Genomic DNA, 22,688 nt, shown 5'->3' with positions numbered 1-22,688 from the left:
CCCGGTCCGCCTCCGTATCCATACCCGCCCTGCCTGGACCGCACCGAGGCAACCCGCCGCCCGCGCAAGGGCGTTGACGCGCGGGCCCGGGACGGGCCGACGTGCCCGACGGACGGGCCGGGCGTCCCCGCGCGGCACGAATCAGTGGTCATCGGCCGAAAACACCGTGCCTGGACGGGTCTCGTTGGGGATTTCGTAATGAACCGTTAAAACAAGTGATGTTCCATGTGCCGCGCACCACTAGGGTGAGGCAGATGAAGGCTCTCGTGCTGTCCGGCGGCGCCGGCACCCGGCTGAGGCCGATCACCCACACCTCGGCGAAACAGTTGGTCCCCGTGGCCAACAAGCCCGTGCTCTTCTACGGGCTGGAATCGATCGCGGACGCCGGCATCACCGACGTCGGAATGATCGTCGGCGACACGGCCGAGGAGATCGAGAACGCGGTGGGCGACGGATCGAAGTTCGGCCTGCGCATCACCTACATCCCCCAGGAACGGCCCCTGGGGCTGGCCCACGCCGTGCTGATCGCCCGCGACTGGCTCGGGGACGACGACTTCGTGATGTACCTCGGCGACAACTTCATCGTCGGCGGCATCACCGGACTCGTCGACGAGTTCCGCCGGCACCGGCCCGACGCCCAGATCCTGCTCACCCACGTCGCCGACCCCCGCTCCTTCGGCGTCGCCGAGCTCGACGCGAGCGGACAGGTGATCGGCCTCGAGGAGAAACCCGAGCGTCCCAAGAGCGACCTCGCCCTGGTCGGCGTCTACCTGTTCACCCCCGCCATCCACGACGCGGTGCGCGCCGTCAAGCCCTCCTGGCGCGGCGAACTCGAGATCACCCACGCCATCCAGCACCTGATCGACTCCCGCGCCGACGTGCGCTGCACGGTCATCCACGGCTACTGGAAGGACACCGGCAACGTCGTCGACATGCTGGAGGTCAACCGGTCGGTCCTCGAGGGGATCGAGCGCCGGATCGACGGCGAGGTGGACGAAGCCTCCGAGACCATCGGCCGGGTGGTGGTCGAGGAAGGGGCCCGCATCAGCAACTCGCGCATCGTCGGCCCCGCCGTCATCGGCGCCGGCACGGTGGTCAGCGACTCCTACGTCGGACCCTTCACCTCCGTCGCGGAGAACTGCCGGATCACCGACAGCGAACTCGAATTCTCCATCGTGCTGCGGGACTCCTCGATCGACGGCGTCCGCCGCATCGAGTCCTCACTGATCGGCCGCCACGTCGAGGTGACCCCGGCCCCCAGCGTCCCCAGTGCCCACCGATTCGTCCTCGGAGACCACAGCAAGGTGCAGATCCACACATGAACCTCCTCGTCACCGGAGCCGCCGGCTTCATCGGCTCCCGCTACGTCCGTACGCTGCTCGCCGCCGACGCGCCCGACGCCGCCGACGCGCCGAGGATCACGGTGCTGGACGCGCTCACCTACGCCGGCACCCTCGACAACCTCGAACTCGACCACCCCCGGCTGGAGTTCGTCCACGGCGACATCCGTGACGCCGATCTCGTCAGCAAACTGACCGCCGAGGCGGACCAGGTGGTCCACTTCGCCGCCGAGTCGCACGTCGACCGCTCCATCCTCACCGCCTCCGACTTCGTCCTCACCAACGTGCTCGGCACCCAGGTCCTCCTCGACGCCGCCCTGCGCCACGGCGTGGACACCTTCGTGCACGTCTCCACCGACGAGGTCTACGGGTCGATCGCGTCGGGCTCGGCGACCGAGGCGTACCCGCTCGAACCCAGCTCCCCGTACTCCGCCTCCAAGGCCTCCTCCGACCTGCTCGCCCTCGCCTACCACCGCACCCACGGCCTGGACGTCCGCGTCACCCGCTGCTCCAACAACTACGGCCCGCACCAGTTCCCCGAGAAGGTGATCCCGCTCTTCGTCACCAACCTCCTCGACGGAGCGAAGGTCCCGCTCTACGGCGACGGCCTCAACGTCCGCGACTGGCTGTACGTCGACGACCACTGCGCCGGCATCGACCTCGTGCGGACCCGGGGCAGGGCCGGCGAGGTCTACAACCTCGGCGGCGGCACCGAACTCACCAACAAGGACCTCACCGGCCTCCTCCTCGAAGCCTGCGGCGCCGGGTGGGACCGGGTCGAGCACGTCGAGGACCGCAAGGGCCACGACCTGCGCTACTCCGTCGACTGGACCAAGGCCCGCGACGAACTCGGCTACCGCCCCCGCCACGACTTCACCACCGGCCTCGCCGAGACCGTCGCCTGGTACCGCGACAACCGTGCCTGGTGGGAGCCGCTCAAGCAGCGCGTCAGCGGAGGAAAGCCATGAAATGGCTGGTCACCGGAGCGGGCGGGATGCTCGGCCGGGACACCGTCGACGAACTGACCCGGCGCGGCGAGCAGGTGACCGGCCTCGACCGGGCCGCCCTCGACATCACCCGGGCCGAGGCCGTCGAGCGCGCGCTGTCCGAGCACCGCCCCGGCATCGTGGTCAACTGCGCCGCTTACACCGCCGTCGACGACGCCGAGACCGACGAGGAGCGCGCCACCCTGATCAACGGCGACGGACCGCGCCTGCTGGCCCGCGCCTGCGCCGCGCACGGCGCCCGGCTGATCCACGTCTCCACCGACTACGTCTTCTCCGGCGACGCCCGCGCCACCCCCTATCCCGAGGACCACCCGACCGCCCCGCGCACCGCCTACGGCCGCTCCAAGCTGGCCGGCGAGCACGCCGTGCTGGAGGAGCTGCCCGGCGCGAGCGCCGTCGTGCGCACCGCCTGGCTGTACGGAGTCCACGGCACCAGCTTCGTGCGGACGATGATCGGTCTCGAGGCCCGCCGTCCCACCGTCGACGTCGTCGACGACCAGCGCGGGCAGCCCACCTGGAGCGCGGACGTCGCCGCCCGCATGGCCGACCTCGGCCCCCGCGTCGGCGACGACGTGCACGGCGTCCTGCACGCCACCAGCTCCGGCGAGGCCACCTGGTACGACCTGGCCCGGGAGGTGTTCCGGCTGATCGGCGCCGACCCCGACCGGGTGCGGCCCACCACCGGAGCGGCCTTTCCCCGGCCCGCACCGCGCCCCGCGTACAGCGTCCTCGCGCACGACCGCTGGCAGGACATCGGCCTGCCGGCACCGCGTGACTGGCGCGTCGCCCTGCACGAAGCACTGCCCCGCATCCGCAAGGAGAGTCCCCTTCGTGAAACGCCATGAGTTCCTGCGCGCACTGCACAAGGCCAGCGCCAACCGCAACTACCTGGAGATCGGCGTCAACGACGGCCGCAGCCTGCGCCTGTCACGCGTCCCCAGCATCGCGGTCGACCCCGCCTTCAAGGTCGTCTCGGAACTGAAGTGCGACGTCCACCTGGTCAAGGCCACCAGTGACGACTTCTTCGCCCGCGACAACCCGCTGGCCCACCTCAAGGGCGGCCGGCACCCGCTGCGCAACCTCCGCCGCGGCCGCAGCCCCATCGGGCACTGGCGGCGCACCACGCTCGACCTGTCCTTCATCGACGGCATGCACCTGTTCGAATACGCCCTGCGCGACTTCATGAACGTCGAGAAGCACTCCGACTGGTCCAGCGTGATCGTCCTCGACGACATGCTGCCGCGCAGCGTCGACGAGGCCGCCCGGGACCGCCACACCACGGCCTGGACCGGCGACGTCTACAAGATCACCGAGGTGCTGGCGCGCTACCGCCCCGATCTGGTGACGGTTCTCGTCGACACCCAGCCCACCGGCCAGCTCGTGGTCTTCGGTGCAGACCCGGACAACACCGTGCTGCACGACAAGTACGACGAGATCATGGCCGAGTACAAGGTGCCCGACCCGCAGAAGGTGCCCGAGACGATCCTGGAGCGGGCCGGCGCGGTGCCCCCCGAGGCGCTGCTCGAGGCCGGCTTCTGGCGTCCGCTCACCCAGGCCCGCAACCGCGGTCTGCCGCGGCGCCTGGGCTGGGAGCCCCTGCGCCGCGCGCTCGACCAGGTCGGCGTCAGCCGCTGAGCCCCCTGCCGCGCAGCTCCTCGTAGCGTGCGCGGCAGGCCTCGTACGACGGCAGCAGGCCGAGGCGCTCCGCCTCGGCCAGTGTCGGCGCCTGCTCGTCCTTCGGCGACAGCACCGGGTCGATGCCCTGCGGCCATTCGATGCCCAGGGCCGGGTCCAGCGGGTGCACCCCGTGCTCGCGGCCCGGCGCGTAACCCGTCGAGCACAGGTACACCACCGTCGCGTCGTCGGTGAGCGCCATGAAAGCGTGCCCCAGTCCCTCGGCGAGGAACACCGCGTGCCGGCTGTCGTCGTCCAGCCGCACGGCCTCCCAGCTCCCGTACGCCGGTGACCCCACCCGCAGGTCCACCACCACGTCGAGCACCGCGCCGCGCACACAGGTCACGTACTTGGCCTGGCCGGGCGGCACGTCCGCGAAATGCACCCCGCGCAGCACGCCGCGGCGCGACACCGAGCAGTTGGCCTGCGCCAGCGACAGGTCGTACCCCGTCGCCTCGCGGAAATCCTCACCGCGGAACCACTCGTGGAAACTGCCCCGGTCGTCCGGGAACACCTTGGGCTCCAGTACCCAGGCACCCTCCAGGTCCAGTGCGCGCACCGGTCACCGCCTCCCCTTGATCAGCGGCGCCACCCTCGCACGGGCGGCGCCGAGCACCCGCCGCGCCCTGCGCAGCAGCTTCTCTCCGGTACCGGGGCGCGGAACCTGCACCACCAGCACCCCGCCCCGGCCGACGCGGAGCGCGAACGGCAGCCCGCCGAACCGCGGTTCGGCGGCCTCCGGGTCCAGACAGAGCGCCACCCGCCAGACACCGCGGGGAAGACCCGGGGGCAGCGTCGCCTCCAGCCGCGACCCCGGCCGTTCCGGCTCGGCCGTCAGCGCGCCCGGCGCGTACAGGGTCCGGCCCGCGGAGGTGAACCGGAGCCGCACCGCAGTGCCGTCCGCCGTGTGCAGCGGAATCCGGGCGTGCAGGCGCGCCCCGGACACCGAGACGTCCGGCCGCCGCACCTGACCGAGGCCGAGCCGTCTGCCCTTCACCCCGACGTCCAGGGAGAGGTTGCCGTGCGGCTCCGTCCAGTACGGCAGGACCGCCCGGCCCGCCGTCACCCCCGCGTACGGTTCCGGGCGGGTGGCGCGCGGGGCCGGACCCAGGCGGCACTCCTTGGTCCAGCCGCCCAGCTTGAGCCGTACGACGGCGTCCCAGGCCCCGTCACCCGGCAGCACGGCCGGGTCGACCGTGGCCGTGGCCCGCAGCATCAGCCGCACCCGCTCCCCGCCGTCGACCGCAACCGTCTCCCGGGTGAACTCCACGGGCTGGAAGTACTGGGCGGAGCTGGCGCGTTCACGCAGCAGCAGATCGGCGGTGGCCTGGTCGAAGCGGGCCACGGTCTCCGTTCCGATCCACGCCACCGCCTCCTCCACGTTCTTCGGCGTATCGGTCAGCGGGGCACGGTCGGCAGCGGCGGGGAACGTCATCGGCGCGCCCCCGGAGGCGTATTCGGCGGTGAAGCCGAGGCGCAGCGAACCGCCCTCCCACTCCACGCTCGTGGGCGCCGCGGCCGGCACGACCCCCGCCTCCCACTCGGCGAGCGCCACCACGTCGTCGTAACGGTCCGCCGCCGTCAGCGAGGCGACGACCTGCTGCGTCGGCTGCAGCCCGGCCGCGACGGCGGGCCCGAACCGCTCGACCACCACCTTGTGGATCTCCCCGAACAGCTCTCTGCGGTAGTCGTCCGGCAGGCCCAGCAGTCGCTTGGCGCGCAGCCGTTCCACCATCTCCACCCGCAGCCAGCGGCGGAACAGTCGGTCACGCACCGGGCCGGGCTCTGTGTAGCGCTCGACCACGTCGAGCGCCTCGCGGAGGTTGGTGAAGTAGCCCACCGGGTCGAAGCGCTGGAAACCGGCGTTGGAGGCGTCGTCGCGCCGGATGTGGTAGTAGCAGACGTAGTCGCTGAGGACGGAGACGTTGGCCGCGCGCAGATACGCCTCGGTGACGAAGACGTGGTCCTCCAGGCGCCGCCGCCCCTCGGGGAACCGCAGCCCGATCTCGTCGAGGAACGCCCGGCGGAACATCTTGTGCGGGGTGAGGCTGTCGATCAGCGGAGCGTTCTCCACAGTGGCCCGCGGATGGTTGCGGCGGAACAGTTCCACCGGCACACTGCGGTTCTTGCCGGCCATCTTGCCCACGACGACATCCGCGCCGTTGGCGACCCCGTACGCGTACATCCGCTCCAGGGCCTCGACGCCCAGGTAGTCGTCGTTGTCGACGAACATCACGAACTCGCCCCGGGCGGCGGCGATCCCGACGTTGCGCGGCTTGCCGGACCAGCCGGAGTTCTCCTGGTGGATCACCCGCATCCGGGGGTCCTCGGCGGCCAGCCGGTCGAGCCGTGCGGGAGTCCCGTCGGTGGAGCCGTCGTCGACGAAGATCGCCTCGTACTCTTCGGGAGGCAGGGACTGCCGTCGCAGCGAGGAGACGCAGTCCTCGATGTAGGTCCCCGGGTTGTACACGGGGACGATGACGCTGACCTTGACCGGCATCTGGATGTGTGGCCCTTCGGGTCGCTTGCCGTCGGACGGGCGGCTTGGTGCGCGTTGCCCGATCGTAACCCCGTGGTCACCCCGGTCCCGCCTTTCAAACGCCGTCGAGACCGTGCCGTGATCGTCCTTCGCACGCCGGGTCGATCGGCGTACGGAAAAGGGTATGTGAGGAGTGATCAGCTCTTGAAGGGCCGACGCTCGGAGGACCGGACCGCCTCGTGTCGGTGGAAGCGGTCCGGACACTGCGAGTAGATGCGCTTTTCACGGACCTCCTTCCGTGCTCGGAGGTGCTACGGGGCCGATTACCCGCATCGGTACGGTTCACACATACCTTTTGTATCTATTTGTCGACCCTGATATCAGGTGCGGCACCGCCTGCGGAGCCGTGCGACCAGCAGGCCCAGGACGACGGCGCCCGCAAGCGCCGCGGCGGCCCGCTTGGCGACCGGCAGACCGGCGGTGCGCAGCAGGTCGAGGGGCTCTTCCGGCGGGGCCTCGGCACGCCGGACGGCCTGCGGCGCACCCGTCGCGACAGCCGCCTCCGACGTAGCGGCCGCCCCGGTCTCTCCGGCCGTGCCGGGCGGCTGCGTCAGCTGTTCGGAGAGGCAGGCGGCGAACCGGCCGATGATCCGCTCGCCGACCTCCGCCAGCACCCCGCGACCGAACTGCGCCGGCCGCCCGGTCACCGTCAGGTCGGTACGCACCGACACCGCCGTGCCGCCGTCCTGCTCGCCGAGCGTCGCCGTGACGGTCGCCCGCGCGGTGCCCTGGCCCCTGGTCTCCCGGCCGCTGGCGACCAGCACCATCCGGTGGGCCGTCTCGTCCCGTTCCTCGAAGACGGCCGTCCCCCGGTAGGTCACGGTGACCGGCCCCACCTTGACCTTGACCGAGCCGGTCACCGTCTTGCCGTCGTACTCCTCGACGGTGGCCCCCGGCAGGCACGGTGCGACCCGTTCGATGTCGAGGAGCGCCGGCCAGGCGTCGTCGACCGGGACGGGAACGGTGAACTCGTGATGCAGTTCCATGTCTTCCACCTCGCGGTTCGGTTCTCGGGTGACCAGGAAAGGGGGCAGGGGCCGAGGGCTCGACCGGGCCCGGGCGGTTCAAGGGCTTCAGGGCGTGGGCACGGGCGGATGGACCGCTCCCTCGGTCGCGGACAGCGGTGCGCCCGTGCCGCCCCAGCGCAGCGCGACGATCTCGGCGGCCACCGACACCGCCACCTCCTCGGGCGTACGGGCCCCGAGGTCGAGCCCGACCGGTGAGCGCAGCCGGGACAGCTCGTCCCCGGTGAGCCCGGCCTCGACCAGCCGGTCCCTCCGGTCCGTGTGGGTGCGGCGACTGCCCATCGCGCCGATGTAGGCGGCCGGCCGGCGCAGTGCCTCCAGGAGCAGCGGCACATCGAACTTCGGGTCGTGGGTGAGGACGCAGATCACCGTGCGCTCGTCGGTCTCCGTGCCCTGCAGATACCGGTGCGGCCAGTCCACGACCACCTCGACGCCCTCCGGGAAGCGGCGGGGCGTGGCGAACACGGGGCGGGCGTCGCAGACGGTGACCCGGTAGCCGAGGAAGGCGCCGATCCGGGCCACGGCCGCCGCGTAGTCGATCGCCCCGAAGACCAGCATGCGCGGCGGCGGCGCGAAGGACTGCAGGAACACACTCACCGCGTCCTCCCGGCGCTGCCCCCGGGGCCCGTAGTGGCGCAGCCCCGTGGCGCCGAGAGCGAGTTCGCCGCGCGCGTCGGCGGTGACCGCCGCGTCCAGGCCGGTCGTCCCCAGGGTGCCCGCCAGCCGGTCCCGCCACACGGCCAGCGTGGCCCCGCGCGGCGCGGGACCGTCGGTCACCGTCGCCACGGTCACCGGCTCGCCCGCGGCGACCGACTCCGCGACGGCGCCGAACGCCGGGTCCCGCTCCGGCGTCACCGGGCGCACGAGCAGGGTGATCTCGCCGCCGCAGGTCAGGCCGACCGCGAAGGCGTCGTCGTCGCTGTAGCCGAAGGTCTCCAGCCGGGCTTCGCCGTCGCCGACGACCTCCCGGGCCAGTTCGAACACCGCGCCCTCGACGCACCCACCGGACACACTGCCCACCACCTCGTCGTCCGGCCCCACGGCCATCGCCGCGCCCGGATCACGCGGTGTGCTGCGGCTCGCGCCGACCACGGTGGCGAGGCCGAACGGCCGGCCCGCGGCGTACCAGCCGGTGAGCGCCGGGAGGATGTCACGCACGGCGGGTTCCTTCCCGGGAGAGGGCGGCCGGGGCGGATGCGGCGGCCCGGCCGGGGGAGGCCCGGTCGGGCGGGGCACCCCGTACCACCGCCGCCAGGTTCTCCAGGGCGGCCAGGCTGTGGCCCTCGACGAACGCGTCCACGCTCGGCAGCGCCGCCGCCATCCCCGCCGCCAGCGGGGCGTAATCGGGACGTGCCTTGAGCGGATTGGCCCAGATCACCCGGTGGGCCAGCCGGTGCAGGCGGCGCATCTGGGCCGCGAGGAGCTCGGGGTCGCCGCGTTCCCAGCCGTCCGACAGCAGCACCACCACGGCGCCGCGGGCCATGCCCCGCTGCCCCCAGCGGTCGAGGAACTCCCGCAGCAGCACACCGAGCCTGGTCCCGCCACGCCAGTCGGGTACCGCGGCCCAGGCCGCGCTCAGGGCCGGGCCGGGGTCCCGGTGGGACAGCTCCCGGGTCACCCGGGTCAGCCGGGTGCCGATCGTGAACACCTCCGCCGTCCGGCCCCGTACGGCGGCGTGCGCGAAGCGCAGCAGCGCGTCCGCGTACGGCGCCATCGACCCGCTGACGTCGACGAGCAACACCAGACGGCGTGGCCGTTCGGCCCGGACCCGGCGCCGCAGCCGGGCCGGTTCGCCGCCCTGCCGCAGCAGCTCCCGCACGGTCCGGTGCGGATCCACGTCCCCGCGCCGGGCGGGCCGGCGCCGTGCCGTGCGCCGGACCTCGCCGCGCGGTGCCAGCGCTGCCAGCAGCCGCCGCACCTGCTCCCGCTCGGCGGCGGCCAGGTCCGCGAGGTCGCGGTGGCGGAGCGTCTCGGTGGAACTGGCCCGCGTGGCCAGGGGCGGCCCCGGACGCTCCTTCGCCGTGCCGCCCGCACGGCGGCCCGCGGCGTCGCGCACCACGAGCCGCTGCCTCGGGCGGGGAGCGGCCGGTGCCGGTGGTCCGCCGGGCTCGCCGGTGCCGAAGTACGCGGCGAAGACCCGGTCGTACCGCTCCAGGTCGTCCGGTCCGGCGCACAGTGTCAGCCGCCCCGCCCAGTACACGTCCGTCCGCGCCCCGGGCCGCAGGGCGTCCACCGCGCGCAGGAACGTGTGCACCCGCTCCGCGCTCGCGTCGGCGCCCGCCGCGCGCAGGGCGCGGGCGAACCCGAGAAGCACCGCGACCGCTTCGGGCGGGTCACCGGCCCGCACGTCCTCCGCCCGTACGCCGTCGTCCCGCATGTCCCGCTCCTCGTCCGGCGTCGGGCGTCCCCGCGCAGCCCCACCGGTCACATCCGCCACGCCTGCCATGTCCGTCACGTCCCTCGTGCGGCGAGTACCGCCGCCAGGTCGAGTCCACGCGCCCGCTCGGTGTCCTCCCGGTACTTCAGCGCCGACCCCAGCGTCGCGACGGCGAGGTCCGCGTCGACCTCGCTCGCCCCGAGCGCGTCCAGGGCCTGCGCCCAGTCGATCGTCTCGGCCACCCCCGGCGGCTTGAGCAGGTCCTGCGTGCGCAGCGCCTGCACCAGCGCGGTCACCTGCTCGGCCAGCCGCGCCGACACCCCGGGCAGCCGGCGCCGGACGATGGCCAGCTCGCGGGCGAAGTCCGGATGGCCGAACCAGTGGTACAGACAGCGCCGCTTGAGCGCGTCGTGCACCTCCCGGGTGCGGTTCGACGTCAGCACGACCACCGGGGGCACCTCGGCCCGTACGGTGCCCAGCTCCGGAATCGTCACCGAGAACTCCGACAGCAGCTCCAGCAGGAACGCCTCGAACTCGTCGTCGGCCCGGTCGATCTCGTCGACGAGCAGCACGCACGGCTGTGTCTGAAGGGCGCGCAGCAGGGGCCGGGCGATCAGGAAGCGGCGGTCGTACAGCTCGCCCTCCAGCCGGTCGGCGTCCGTGATCCCGGTCGCCTCGGCGGCCCGCAGATGCAGCAGCTGACGGGGGAAGTCCCAGTCGTAGAGGGCCTGGGAGGCGTCGATGCCCTCGTGGCACTGGAGCCGGATCAGCGGCGCGTCCAGTGCCTCGGCGAGGGCGGTCGCCAGCGCGGTCTTGCCGACGCCCGGGTCGCCCTCGCAGAACACCGGCCGGTGCAGCTTCAGGGCGAGGAAGCAGGCCATGGCCAGCCCGTCGTCGACCAGATACCCCGTCGCCTCCAGACGGGCCCGCACCTCCTCCGGCCCGGAAGCAGCCCGGTCCGGCCCGCCCGCTGCCGGGCCCGGCCCGGCAGCCGCCCCGCCCGGTCCGCCGGGCCCCGGCCCGTCGCTCCCCACTGCGCCGCTGATCGGCCTCACCCCATTCCGGCCGCGGTCAGCACCGCCCGCCGGGTGAGCACCTGCGCCAGGTGAGCCCGGTACTCGGACGAACCCGAGGTGTCCCGGGGCGGCTGGGTGCCCTCCGCCGCCGACTGCGCGGCCCGCGCCACGGCCTGCGTGTCGTCGCAGCCGGCCAGGGCCCGCTCGGCCGCCGTGGCCCGCAGCGGGGTCGCGCCCATGTTGACCAGCCCGACCCGCGCCTCGGCGATCCGCCCGTTGTCGCGGCGCACCAGCGCCGCCACACCGACGATCGCGTAGGACTGCGCCACCCGGTGGAACTTCTCGTAGTGGAAGCCCCAGCCGTCCGCCTTCGGCACCCGCACCTCGACCAGCAACTCGTCGGGCTCCAGCACCGTCTCCAGATAGTTCACGAAGAACTCACGGGCCGGGACCGTGCGCCGGCCGCCGGGACCCGCGACGACCAGTTCACCGTCCATGGCGAGCACCGCCGCGGGCAGGTCCGCCGCCGGGTCCGCGTGCGCCAGCGAGCCGCCGAAGGTGCCCCGGTGCCGTACGGCCGGGTCGGCGACCGTGCGGGTGACGGCGGCCAGCAGCCCCGCGTGCCGGCGCACCAGCGGGTCGCGGACGACCTCGTGGTGCGTGGTCATCGCGCCGATGACGAGCGTGTCGCCGTCCTCGCGCACCCCGCGCAGCCCGGGGACGCGGCCGACGTCCACCACCAGTTCCGGGAAGGCCAGCCGCAGCCTGAGCAGCGGCAGCAGGCTCTGCCCGCCGGCCAGCACCTTCGCGTCCTCACCGCCGTCGGCGAGCACGCGCAGCGCCTCGTCGAGGCTGGTGGGCCGGGCGTAGTCGAATGCCGGGGGGATCATGCGGAGGCCTCCTTCGCCGAGTGCACTGCCCGCCACACCCGCTCGGGCGTGCACGGCATCGTCACGTCGTTCACCCCGAGCGGCCGCAGCGCGTCCACGACCGCGCCGACCACGGCGGGCGTCGAGGCGATCGTCCCCGCCTCGCCGACGCCCTTGACGCCCAGCGGGTTGGAGGTCGCCGGCGTCTCGGTCCGCTCCGTGACGAACTCCGGCAGATCACCGGCCACCGGGACCAGGTAGTCGGCCATCGTGCCCGTGACCAGGTTGCCCTCGTCGTCGTACAGGGCCTCCTCGTACAGCGCCTGCGCGATGCCCTGGGCGAGGCCGCCGTGCACCTGGCCCTCCACGATCACCGGGTTGATCACCCGGCCCACGTCGTCGACGCAGACGTAGGAGCGGATCCGGGTCCGCCCGGTCTCCGTGTCGACCTCGACGGCGCACAGGTGAGTGCCGTGCGGGTACGAGAAGTTCTCCGGGTCGACCAAGTGCTCGGCGTTGATGGTGGGCTCCATGCCGTCCGGCACGTCGTGCGAGGTGAACGTCTCGAACGCGATCTCCTGGATCGTCTTCCGCGCCTCGGGCGAGCCCTTGACGGTGAACACACCGTCGGTGAAGTCCAGGTCGTTCTCGTTCGCCTCCAGCAGGTGCGCGGCGACCTTTCGGGCCTTCTCCACCACCTTCTCGGCCGCGCGGTGCACCGCCGACCCGCCGACCACCAGCGACCGCGAGCCGTACGTGTCCATGCCCTGAGGGGCCGCCCTGGTGTCGCCGTGCACCACCTCGATGTCCTCGAACGGCACGCCCAGCACGTCGGCGGCGATCTGGCTCCAGCTCGTCACGTGCCCCTGCCCGTGCGGGCTGGTGCCGGTGACCACCTCGACCTTGCCGGTGGGCAGCATGCGGATGCTCGCCGCCTCCCAGCCGCCGGCCCCGTAGCGCAGGTCCCGCAGCACCCGGCTCGGGGCGAGCCCGCACATCTCCGTGTACGTCGAGACGCCGATGCCGAGCCGTACGGTGTCGCCGCGCTCGTTGCGTTTCTGCTGCTCGGCGCGCAGCTCGTCGTACCCGAACAGCGCGAGCGCCTTCTCGGTGGCCGCCTCGTAGTTGCCGCTGTCGTACGTCAGACCCGCGATCGAGTCGTACGGGAACTCCTCGTGCCGGATCCAGTTCCTGCGCCGCACCTCGACCGGGTCGAGGCCGAGCTCGGCCGCCAGCTCGTCCATGATCCGCTCGATGGCGAACGTGGCCTCCGGGCGCCCGGCGCCGCGGTACGCGTCCGTCGGCGTCTTCGTCGTGAACACACCCGTACAGGTGAAGTCGTAGGCGTCCATCTTGTAGATCGCCGGGTACATGAACGCGCCGAGGATCGGGATGCCGGGCGTGACCAGCATCAGATAGGCACCCATGTCGGCGAGCAGCTCGACCTTCAGGCCCAGGAGCCTGCCCTCGCCGGTGGCGGCGACCTCGATGTCCTGGATCATGCCGCGGCCGTGGTGGGTGGCCAGATAGCCCTCGGAACGCGACTCGGTCCACTTCACCGGGCGGCCCAGCCGCCGGGCCACCTCCAGCGCGACGGCCTCCTCGCCGTACACCTGGAGCTTGGAGCCGAACCCGCCGCCCACGTCCGGGGCGATCACCCGCAGCTTCTGCTCGGGGATCCCCGTGACCATCGCCAGCATCACCCGAAGGATGTGCGGGACCTGGGTCGCCGAGTAGACCGTGTATTCGCCGGAGGCGGCGAGCGGGGTGACGACGACCGCGCGCGGCTCCATCGCGTTCGCGATCAGCCGCTGCTGGTGGAAGCGGCGGGTGACGACCACGTCGGCACGCCGCTTGACCGCCTCGTAGTCCTCGCCCGTCTTCAGCGGCCACACGTAACTGCGGTTGGTGCCCTTGTCCGCGTGGACCAGCGGAGCGTCCTCGGCGAGCGCCGCCTCCAGGTCGAGCACCGGGGGCAGCGGCTCGTAGTCGACCTCGACCGCCTCCAGCGCGTCGGCCGCCGCGTACCGGTCGCGGGCCACCACGACCGCCACCGGGTCGCCCGCGTGCCGCACCTCGTCGACCGCGACCGGCGGATGGTCCGGCAGCACGATGTCCTCGGTGACCGGCCAGGCGCAGGGCAGCGAACCGAGCCCCTCGGCCAGGTCACGGCCGCTGAACGCGGCGACCACACCGGGGCGTTCGAGGGCGGGGGAGACGTCGACCCGCTCGATGCGGGCGTGCGCCATGGGGCTGCGCAGGAACGCGATGTGCAGCAGACCGGTGACGGAGATGTTGTCGGTCCAGTTGGTCTGCCCGGTGACCAGCCGGGCGTCCTCCTTGCGGAGCCGGCCCCGGCCCACCTCACGCTCGGTGTCCCGGTCGGTGCTCTGATCCGTCATGCCGTGACCTCCTCCGATGCGGCGGCAGCGGCGAGCACCGCGCGGACGATGTTCTGGTAACCGGTGCAGCGGCACATGTTGCCCTCGAGCGCCTCGCGCACCTCGTCCGCGTCGGGGTCCGGGTTCTCGCGCAGCAGATCGCGCGCTGCCATGATCATCCCGGGGGTGCAGTAGCCGCACTGCAGCGCGTGCTGCTCGTGGAAGGCCCGTTGCAGCGGTGTCCACTCGCCGTCCCGGGCCAGCCCTTGGACGGTGGTCACCTCGCCGCCGTCGGCCTGGACGGCCAGCACCGAGCAGCTCTTCACGCTCGCGCCGTCCAGTTCGACCGTGCAGGCGCCGCAGCTCGAGGTGTCGCAGCCGACCGGGGTGCCGGTCAGACCGAGCCGGTCGCGCAGATAATGAACCAGCAGCAGACGGGGTTCCACCTCGTCCTCGTACGCCGTGCCGTCCACTTTCACCGAGATGTGAGCCATGTGCCCTCCAGAGACCGTGCGGGCGGATACGGAGTATCGGCGGACCTTGGGGTGACGAAGGTCACTCTAGGGCCGGTCCCGTGGGACGGCGAGTGGTGCGGCGCGGCTCTGTCGAGCGTCGATCGATTGCACTTCTTCAGCGTGTGCATGACATGGTTCCGTGTGTGTCGTCGCCCGCACCCGCGCTCCACGACCGGAGGGCGGGTGCCCGGCCGTGCCCTGTGCTCCTCGGCGTCCGGCCGAACCGGACCGCTCACTCGTCCCAGGCCTGGATCATCGTCTGCTCGGTGATCCTTCCGTCCCGCAGCGAGACCATCGACTCCGCGTACACCCGCACCCCGTCCGGGTACACACAGGTCTCGCTGAAGGCGGCCTGGTCGTCCTGGACGACGCACCGCTCCAGCCGGTGGGTCATGTCACGGCTGTAGACGTCGTCGAGCATGGCGGAGATCTCGTCCCGGCCGTGCAGGACCATGGGGTGGCTGGGCTGGGTGTTGCGGTCCACGATGCGCAGCTCGGCGTCGTCCGCGTAGAGCGCCGTCAGGGGGGCGGCCGTCGGGGACTCGAGCCCTCGGCGCAATGCGTCGGTGCCGAAGCGGGGTGCTGCCGAGGTTGCCATGATGACCTCCTTCGAGGGCCTCGGCCCGGTCCGGAGCGGGCCACGCCGGGCCTCATCTACGAGCCTCCTCCCGCCCGATGGGTACGGCAAGCCCGGACCGCCCGCTCCGCCGGCCCCGGAACAGCCCCCACCGTCCGGACCTGACGGCCGCGCCCTGCGCGCCGTCCCGGGACGGCGCGCACCGCTCGCCGGGTGTCACCCGCTGGTCGCCAGGAACTGCGTCGCCGCCAGCTCCGCGTACAGCGGATCGGCGGTCACCAGTTCCCGGTGCGTACCGACCGCGCGGACCCGGCCCGCGTCCATCACCACGATCCGGTCGGCCATCGTCACCGTCGACAGCCGGTGGGCGACCACCAGCACCGTCGTCGTCCGGGCCACCTCGGCGACGGTGTCGCGCAGCGCGGCCTCGTTCACCGCGTCGAGCTGCGAGGTGGCCTCGTCGAGCAGCAGCAGCCGGGGACGGCGCAGCAGCGCGCGGGCGATCGCGACCCGCTGGCGCTCCCCGCCGGACAGCTTGGTGCCACGGTGCCCGACCAGTGTGCCGAGCCCCTCGGGGAGCCTGGCCACCAGACCGTCGAGCCGGGTCGTCTTCACCACCCGCGCCACCTCGTCGTCGTCCGCCTCCCGGTTCCCGAGCAGCAGGTTGTCGCGCAGGGAACCCGACAGGACGGGCGCGTCCTGTTCCACGTAGCCGATCGAGGACCGCAGCCGCGACAGCTCCCAGTCGGCCAGCTCCCGCCCGTCGAGGGTGATCGTCCCGGAATCCGGGTCGTAGAAGCGCTCGATGAGGGAGAAGACGGTGGTCTTGCCCGCGCCGGACGGGCCGACGAACGCGGTCATGCCCCGGGCGGGCACGGTGAACGTCACCCCGTGGTGCACGTACGGCAGATCGTCCGCGTAGCGGAAACGCACGTCCTCGAAGGCGAGCGCGGCGGGCGCGGCACCCGGCGTGGGCAGGGGCGCGGGCCCGGCGGCGGGCTCGGCGGGCAGCCGCAGCGCCTCCTGGATCCGGGCCAGAGCGGCGCTGCCCGTCTGGTACTGCGTGATCGCGCCCACGACACTCTGGATCGGCATCATGAGGTAGAAGACGAACAGCAGGAACGCCACCAGCGTGCCGATGTCGATGGCGCCCGTCGCCACCCGGGCCCCGCCCACCGCGAGCACCGTGATGAACGCGACCTGCATCGCGAGCCCCGCCGTGTTGCCCGCCGCCGCCGACCACTTGGCGGCCCGCACGCTCTGCCGCCACGACTCCTCGGCCGCCTCGTGCAGCACGCGCTCCTCCCGCGGTTCGGCACCGGACGCCTTCACCGTGCGCAGCGCGCCCAGCACCCGCTCCAGCGAGGCCCCCATCACGCCGACCGCGTCCTGCGCCCGCCGGCTGGCCCGGCTGATGTGCGGCACGATCAGCGTGAGGATCGTCCCGGCGCCCACGATCACGGCCAGGGTGACCCCCAGCAGCACCGGATCGACGAAACCCATCAGGGCGATGGTCGCGATCAGCGTCAGACCGCCCGTGCCGAGGCCCACCAGCGAGTCCGTGGTGACCTCCCGCAGCAGTGTGGTGTCGGAGGTGATGCGGGCCATCAGGTCACCCGGCTCGCTGCGGTCCACGGCCGTGATCCGCAGCCGCAGCAGATACGACGACAACGAGCGCCGCGCCCCCAGCACCACCGACTCGGCGGTACGCCGCAGCACGTACGAACCCAGCGCGCCCAGCGCGGCGTTGGCTATGACGAGGGCCGACATCAGCACCAGCGCGCCGGTGATGGCCCGCTCGTCGGACAGGTCGTCGATGAGGTCGCGGGCGACCAGCGGCAGCATCAGGCCGGTCGCCCCCGTCAGCAGGGACAGCGCGGCGCCGCCCAGCAGGGCCCACCGGTGCGGCCGTACGTAACCGAGGAGCGCCCGCCAGGCGGGCGGGCCGGACTTCTGCGCTGCGATGCTCACGTCGCTCCCTCGGCGTCGGGCGGAGCGTTCAGGCTACGTCGCCGCGGTCCGCCCGCGGCCCGCCGGGTCCGCCCCGCGCACCCGGCACGAAACCCCGGCCTCCACGTTCCGACCTGCCGTGGAGCCCACCGGCCGGGTCCCGTACGGGTCGCGTAGGGTCGGGAGGACGTACCACCGGGAGATGAAGGAGCCAGCACCATGGCGCAGGAAGTACGCGGCGTGATCGCACCGGGCAAGGACGAGCCGGTACGCATCGAGACGATCGTCGTACCCGACCCGGGGCCGGGTGAGGCGGTCGTCCGCATCCAGGCCTGCGGGGTGTGCCACACCGACCTGCACTACAAGCAGGGTGGCATCAACGACGACTTCCCCTTCCTCCTCGGCCACGAGGCCGCGGGTGTCGTGGAGTCGGTGGGCGACGACGTCACCGACGTCGCCCCCGGTGACTTCGTCGTCCTCAACTGGCGTGCGGTGTGCGGCAAGTGCCGCGCCTGTATGCGCGGACGCCCCTGGTACTGCTTCGACACGCACAACGCCAAGCAGAAGATGACCCTCGCCTCGACGGGCCAGGAACTCTCCCCGGCCCTGGGCATCGGAGCCTTCGCCGAGAAGACCCTCGTCGCCGCCGGCCAGTGCACCAAGGTCGACCCCGAAGTCTCCCCGCAGGTCGCCGGCCTGCTGGGCTGCGGCGTGATGGCCGGCATCGGCGCCGCGATCAACACCGGCAACGTCGGCCGCGGCGACAGCGTCGCCGTCATCGGCTGCGGCGGCGTCGGCGACGCGGCCATCGCCGGGGCCCGGCTCGCCGGAGCGGCGAAGATCATCGCCGTCGACATCGACGACCGCAAGCTGGAGACCGCCCGCTCCATGGGCGCCACCCACACCGTCAACTCCCGTACCTCCGACCCCGTCGAGGCGATCCGCGGACTCACCGGCGGCTTCGGCGCCGACGTCGTCATCGAGGCCGTCGGCCGCCCCGAGACGTACCAGCAGGCCTTCTACGCCCGCGACCTGGCCGGCACGGTCGTCCTCGTCGGCGTGCCCACTCCGGAGATGAAGCTCGAACTGCCGCTCCTCGACGTGTTCGGCCGCGGCGGCTCCCTGAAGTCGTCCTGGTACGGCGACTGCCTGCCCTCGCGGGACTTCCCGATGCTGGTCGACCTGCATCAGCAGGGCCGCCTGGACCTCGGCGCGTTCGTCACCGAGACCATCCAGCTCGACGAGGTGGAGAAGGCCTTCGAGCGGATGCACAAGGGCGACGTCCTGCGCTCGGTGGTGGTGCTCTGATGACCGCCCGCATCGAACACCTCGTCACCTCGGGGCAGTTCAGCCTCGACGGCGGCACCTGGGACGTCGACAACAACGTGTGGATCGTCGGCGACGACCACGAGGTGATCGTCATCGACGCCGCCCACGACGCCGACGCCATCGCCGAGGCCGTGGGCGACCGCCGCCTGAAGGCGATCGTGTGCACCCACGCCCACAACGACCACATCGACGCCGCGCCGGCCCTCGCCGACCGCACCGGGGCCACCATCTGGCTGCACCACGACGACCTGCCGCTGTGGAAGCAGACCCACCCGGACCGCGACCCCGACGCCTGGCTGGTCGACGGCCAGGTGATCGAGGCGGCCGGCGCCGACCTCACGGTGCTGCACACACCGGGGCACGCGCCCGGCGCGGTCTGCCTGTACGACCCGGGGCTCGCCACCGTGTTCACCGGCGACACCCTGTTCCAGGGCGGTCCCGGCGCCACCGGCCGCTCGTTCTCCCACTTCCCGACGATCGTCGACTCGATCCGGGAGCGGCTGCTCACGCTTCCGCCGGAGACGAAGGTACGCACCGGCCACGGCGACTCGACCACCATCGGCGCGGAGGCCCCGCACCTCGAGGAGTGGATCGCCCGCGGCCACTGAGGCCGCTCCGGTGACTTCGCCCGGTCACGTCCGACCGGGCGATCCCCGGGAAAAGGCGACAGAGGATGTCCGGCTTACCCGTCACTCTCGTAGTGACAGCAGATCGCTGTCACGCGTGACGGGAGGCCGGACATGCCGGAGTCGACCATCGGGTCGTCGCAGAACAAGGTCGCACTGGTCGCGGGAGCGACCCGGGGGGCCGGACGGGGCATCGCCGTCGAACTGGGCGCGGCGGGCGCCACCGTCTACGTCACCGGACGCAGCACCCGCGCCGAGCGCTCCGAGTACGACCGCCCCGAGACCATCGAGGACACCGCCGACCTGGTCACCGAGGCCGGCGGACGGGGCATCGCCGTCCCCACCGACCACCTGGACCCCGCCCAGGTCAAGGCCCTCGTCGACCGCATCGCCGCCGAGCAGGGCCGCCTCGACGTCCTCGTCAACGACATCTGGGGCGGCGAGAAGCTCTTCGAGTGGGACGTTCCCGTCTGGGAGCACGACCTCGACAAGGGGCTGCGCCTGCTGCGGCTCGCGGTGGACACGCACGCCGTCACCAGTCACCATGCCCTGCCGCTGCTGCTGCGCCACCCCGGCGGCCTGGTCGTGGAGGTCACCGACGGCACCGCGGACTACAACCGCGACACCTACCGCGTCTCCTTCTTCTACGACCTCGCCAAGACGGCCGTCCTGCGCATGGCCTTCGCCCTCGGCCACGAAATCGGCCCGCGCGGCGCCACGGCCCTCGCGCTCACCCCGGGCTGGCTCCGCTCGGAGATCATGCTCGACGAGTTCGGGGTGAGGGAGGACAACTGGCGGGACGCCCTGACCCGCGTCCCCCACTTCGCCATCTCGGAGACCCCGCGCTACGTGGGGCGGGCCGTCGCCGCGCTCGCCGCCGACCCGGGGGTGTCCCGTTTCAACGGCACCTCCCTCTCCAGCGGCGGTCTCGCCCGGGAGTACGGCTTCACCGACCTCGACGGCAGCCGCCCGGACGCCTGGCGCTACCTCGTCGAGGTCCAGGACCCGGGCAAGCCTGCGGACGTCACGGGGTACCGCTGACGCCCTGCCCCTCCCGCGGTGATCGTCCGGCGCAGTACCGTCCCCGCATGACGACGGACACACGGCGTTTCGAGGGATACGGCGTTCTCATCACGGGCGCGGCACGCGGCATCGGGGCGGCGACCGCCCTGCGGTTCGCGGAGGAGGGGGCGCGTGTCCTGGTTGCCGACGTGGACGGCGCCGAGGCCGGGCGCACCGCGTCGGCGCTCCGCGAGAGAGGCCTGCCGGCCGAGGGCGTCACCTGCGACGTGGCGGACCGCACGTCGGTCGAAGCGGCCGTCGCGCATGCCGTGGACGCCTTCGGCTCGCTCGACGTCCTGGTCAACAACGCCGCCCACTGCACACCGGACGCCCCCCTCTTCGAGGATCAGCCGGACGAGGCCTGGGCCCGCGACCTCGACGTCACCCTCACCGGCGCCCACCGCTGCTGCCGCGCCGCGCTCCCGCATCTCGCCGCCTCCGGCCGGGGTGCCATCGTCGCCATCGGTTCCGTCAACGGCATCCAGGACTTCGGCAACCACGGGTACAGCGCGGCCAAGGCGGGTCTCGCCTCCCTCACCCGTACCCTCGCCGGTCACGCCGGGCCCCGGGGCGTCCGGGTCAACCTCGTCGCTCCGGGCACGGTGCGCACCAGGGCGTGGGAGGGCAGGGACGAGGACCTCGCGGCGGTGCGCGGGCTCTACCCGCTGGGCCGGGTGGGCGAACCGGAGGACATCGCGGCCGCCGTGGCCTTCCTCGCCTCCTGCGACGCGTCGTGGATCACCGGCGCCACCCTGGTGGTCGACGGCGGCGTCACGGCGGTCAACGCGGGATTCCGTCAGGCGCTGGCGGGGCCGGAGAGCTGAGCCGGGTCCCCGCCGCGGCGGGGACCCGGCTCACGGGTCGGAGGTCTCGGAGAGCCGGTGGACCCGGAGATCAGGGGGTCGGGGCGTCCCCGAAGTCCGGGATCTCCAGCCTGGTGCCGCCCTGCAGCGCCGACTGGTGGGCGACGATGCCGGGCAGGGTGTAGCGGGCGGCGACCCACGCGTTCACCGAGGGCAGGGTGCGGGTGCTCACGGCGGTCACGAAGTCGTCCACGAGGTAGTGGTGGCTGCCCTCGTGGCCGTTGGGCAGCAGGTCGAACGCGCGGGGGAGCCGGGACCGGTCGTGCACCGCCGCCGATCCCGAGGTGAAGGCGGAGCGCAGCTCCGGCGCCACGTGCTGGAGGGACGGGTCGTCGGGGGAGAGGGTCTCCTTGGGCTGCAGCAGCTCGCTGATGTCCTGGACGCCGCTCTTGTCCTGCCACAGCGTGACCGTGGCGAGCTGCTCCATGCTCGCCTCCGTACCGAAGAACCGGAACCGCGATTCCCTGATGTGCGAGGGATAGCCGACCCGCCGGAACTCGTTCGTGCGGAACGCGCCGCCGCCCGCCACCTCGAACAGGGCCGTGGCGTTGGAGAAGTCGTTGTCGAACCGGCTGACCTCCTTGTCGAAGACGCCGTCGCCCCGTTCGTCCCTGACGCCGATCGCGGAGACACCGACCGCGTGCGTCCGCCAGGCACCCAGCACCCCGCCCACCGCGTGGGTCGGGTACAGCATCGGGGGATAGCTGGCGGTGGCCTTCCAGTTGTCGCCGCCGCTGTACCGGTACGCCTCGTAGAAGCCGAGGTCCATGTCGTGGACGTAGTCGCCCTCGGCGTAGAACAGCCGCCCGAAGGCACCTTCGGCGATCCGGTCGCGGGCGTGGACCGTCGCCGGGTGGTACTGGCTGGTCTCACCCATCATGTACGTCAGACCGGTCGTCTCGACCGCGTCGATGATCGCCGCGATCTCCTCCGTACGGATCGCCATGGGGACCGCCGAGTACACGTGCTTGCCCGCGTCGAGGCCCTGGAGCACCAGGGGGCCGTGGGTCCAGCGCTGGGTGAAGATCGCGACCGCGTCGATCTCCGGCGACTCCAGCATGGCCTCGTACGACGGGAAGGTGCCGGCGAGTCCCTGCGCGGCGGCGAGCTGCCGGGCCCGCTCGGGCAGCAGGTCGGTGACGTGGACGTCGCCGACGCCGGGGTGCGCCTGGAACAGGGTGGCGAACTGGCCGGAGAACTGGCCGGCGCCGACGATGCCGAGCGAGAACGTCATGGGATGCGTGCCCTTTCACGGGGAGGGAACGAGGCCGAGCTGCGACGCGCACACGCCGGCCGCGTAGTGGGTGATCGGGGAGCTGAGGTCGGGAAGTCCTTTCGGCCGGTGGCCGCGTCCTCGGTGCCCTTCGGAGGGTCGGGGAACACGATGCCGCAACGGCCCCCCGTGCGGGGGCACTTGTCCGACACCGGATGGTTCCTCATGCCCTCAGGGGATTCCGCCGGGTCGCGGACCGTGCGGGTTCTCGCACCCGCCGCCCTCCGTCGGCCGCGCCGGCCGGGGAGAGGCCGAGGGGGCGGGG

Annotated in this window: 20 protein-coding genes; 8 read left to right on the top strand and 12 right to left on the bottom strand. The window is 72.6% G+C overall.

Going from position 1 to position 22,688, the window contains the following annotated elements; translation table 11 throughout:
• Positions 1-254: 254 nt before the first annotated feature.
• From AOK11_RS21340 to AOK11_RS21325, 4 genes are read left to right on the top strand one after another with little or no spacing between them, the layout of a single operon-like run.
• Positions 255-1,322 carry a glucose-1-phosphate thymidylyltransferase gene (locus AOK11_RS21340; RefSeq protein ID WP_055595332.1) on the top strand — a complete coding sequence of 356 codons (1,068 nt, stop codon included), beginning with the start codon at positions 255-257 and terminating at the stop codon, positions 1,320-1,322.
• Entirely contained in the window at positions 1,319-2,308 is a 990-nt protein-coding gene (gene rfbB, locus AOK11_RS21335; RefSeq protein ID WP_055595331.1) for a dTDP-glucose 4,6-dehydratase, read from the top strand. The genes AOK11_RS21340 and rfbB overlap by 4 nt, the downstream gene beginning before the upstream one ends.
• Positions 2,305-3,192 carry a dTDP-4-dehydrorhamnose reductase gene (rfbD, locus tag AOK11_RS21330; protein WP_055595330.1) on the top strand — a complete coding sequence of 296 codons (888 nt, stop codon included), beginning with the start codon at positions 2,305-2,307 and terminating at the stop codon, positions 3,190-3,192. Before rfbB ends, rfbD begins: the two co-directional genes overlap by 4 nt.
• Positions 3,179-3,982, top strand: coding sequence for a class I SAM-dependent methyltransferase (locus tag AOK11_RS21325; RefSeq protein WP_055595329.1), 804 nt, complete (start codon positions 3,179-3,181; stop codon positions 3,980-3,982). The genes rfbD and AOK11_RS21325 overlap by 14 nt, the downstream gene beginning before the upstream one ends.
• Here AOK11_RS21325 and rfbC read toward each other — a convergent pair.
• From rfbC to AOK11_RS21270, 11 genes are all read right to left on the bottom strand, one after another.
• Complete coding sequence (rfbC, locus tag AOK11_RS21320) at positions 3,972-4,580, bottom strand: dTDP-4-dehydrorhamnose 3,5-epimerase (protein WP_055595328.1); 609 nt, start codon at positions 4,578-4,580, stop codon at positions 3,972-3,974. The genes AOK11_RS21325 and rfbC overlap by 11 nt on opposite strands.
• A 3-nt stretch (positions 4,581-4,583) precedes the next feature.
• The gene (locus AOK11_RS21315; protein ID WP_055595327.1) at positions 4,584-6,521 is read right to left on the bottom strand and encodes a glycosyltransferase family 2 protein; all 1,938 of its coding nucleotides are present in this window, start codon (positions 6,519-6,521) and stop codon (positions 4,584-4,586) included.
• 359 nt (positions 6,522-6,880) lie between these two features.
• On the bottom strand, positions 6,881-7,546 hold the full coding sequence (locus AOK11_RS21310) for an SRPBCC family protein (protein ID WP_055595326.1): 666 nt from the start codon (positions 7,544-7,546) through the stop codon (positions 6,881-6,883).
• Positions 7,547-7,633: 87 nt separating this feature from the next.
• Entirely contained in the window at positions 7,634-8,743 is a 1,110-nt protein-coding gene (locus AOK11_RS21305; protein ID WP_055595325.1) for an XdhC family protein, read from the bottom strand.
• Positions 8,736-9,962 carry a vWA domain-containing protein gene (locus AOK11_RS21300; RefSeq protein WP_079034996.1) on the bottom strand — a complete coding sequence of 409 codons (1,227 nt, stop codon included), beginning with the start codon at positions 9,960-9,962 and terminating at the stop codon, positions 8,736-8,738. The genes AOK11_RS21305 and AOK11_RS21300 overlap by 8 nt, the downstream gene beginning before the upstream one ends.
• Positions 9,963-10,036: 74 nt before the next feature.
• Positions 10,037-10,894 carry an AAA family ATPase gene (locus AOK11_RS21295; RefSeq protein ID WP_055595324.1) on the bottom strand — a complete coding sequence of 286 codons (858 nt, stop codon included), beginning with the start codon at positions 10,892-10,894 and terminating at the stop codon, positions 10,037-10,039.
• A 119-nt stretch (positions 10,895-11,013) separates the two neighbouring features.
• Entirely contained in the window at positions 11,014-11,868 is an 855-nt protein-coding gene (locus AOK11_RS21290; protein ID WP_055595323.1) for an FAD binding domain-containing protein, read from the bottom strand.
• Positions 11,865-14,249 (bottom strand): xanthine dehydrogenase family protein molybdopterin-binding subunit, encoded by a 2,385-nt coding sequence (locus tag AOK11_RS21285; protein ID WP_055595322.1) that lies wholly within the window; start codon positions 14,247-14,249, stop codon positions 11,865-11,867. The genes AOK11_RS21290 and AOK11_RS21285 overlap by 4 nt, the downstream gene beginning before the upstream one ends.
• Positions 14,246-14,722, bottom strand: a complete 477-nt coding sequence (locus AOK11_RS21280; protein ID WP_055595321.1) for a (2Fe-2S)-binding protein — start codon at positions 14,720-14,722, stop codon at positions 14,246-14,248. Before AOK11_RS21280 ends, AOK11_RS21285 begins: the two co-directional genes overlap by 4 nt.
• Positions 14,723-14,975: 253 nt before the next feature.
• Positions 14,976-15,341, bottom strand: coding sequence for a nuclear transport factor 2 family protein (locus tag AOK11_RS21275; protein ID WP_055595320.1), 366 nt, complete (start codon positions 15,339-15,341; stop codon positions 14,976-14,978).
• Between the two features lie 195 nt (positions 15,342-15,536).
• Positions 15,537-17,291 (bottom strand): ABC transporter ATP-binding protein, encoded by a 1,755-nt coding sequence (locus AOK11_RS21270; protein ID WP_055595319.1) that lies wholly within the window; start codon positions 17,289-17,291, stop codon positions 15,537-15,539.
• Positions 17,292-17,489: 198 nt separating this feature from the next.
• Here AOK11_RS21270 and AOK11_RS21265 point away from each other — a divergent pair, with 198 nt between their 5' ends.
• The 4 genes from AOK11_RS21265 (at position 17,490) to AOK11_RS21250 (ending at position 21,111) form a co-directional block, all read left to right on the top strand.
• Complete coding sequence (locus AOK11_RS21265; protein ID WP_055595318.1) at positions 17,490-18,578, top strand: S-(hydroxymethyl)mycothiol dehydrogenase; 1,089 nt, start codon at positions 17,490-17,492, stop codon at positions 18,576-18,578.
• Positions 18,578-19,207, top strand: a complete 630-nt coding sequence (locus AOK11_RS21260) for an MBL fold metallo-hydrolase (RefSeq protein ID WP_055595317.1) — start codon at positions 18,578-18,580, stop codon at positions 19,205-19,207. The genes AOK11_RS21265 and AOK11_RS21260 overlap by 1 nt, the downstream gene beginning before the upstream one ends.
• Positions 19,208-19,339: 132 nt before the next feature.
• Positions 19,340-20,266: an SDR family oxidoreductase gene (locus AOK11_RS21255; RefSeq protein WP_055595316.1), complete on the top strand. Its 927-nt coding sequence runs from the start codon at positions 19,340-19,342 to the stop codon at positions 20,264-20,266.
• 47 nt (positions 20,267-20,313) lie between these two features.
• Positions 20,314-21,111: an SDR family NAD(P)-dependent oxidoreductase gene (locus tag AOK11_RS21250; RefSeq protein WP_055595315.1), complete on the top strand. Its 798-nt coding sequence runs from the start codon at positions 20,314-20,316 to the stop codon at positions 21,109-21,111.
• 70 nt (positions 21,112-21,181) lie between these two features.
• Here the strand turns inward: AOK11_RS21250 and AOK11_RS21245 are convergent, their stop codons facing one another.
• Positions 21,182-22,384: a Gfo/Idh/MocA family protein gene (locus AOK11_RS21245; RefSeq protein WP_055595314.1), complete on the bottom strand. Its 1,203-nt coding sequence runs from the start codon at positions 22,382-22,384 to the stop codon at positions 21,182-21,184.
• Between the last annotated feature and the right edge of the window lie 304 nt (positions 22,385-22,688).

This window comes from Streptomyces hirsutus, from assembly GCF_001418415.1.
In the GTDB taxonomy this organism is placed as follows: Bacteria; Actinomycetota; Actinomycetes; order Streptomycetales; family Streptomycetaceae; genus Streptomyces; species Streptomyces hirsutus.
This window is presented reverse-complemented; position numbering and strand designations above follow the sequence as displayed.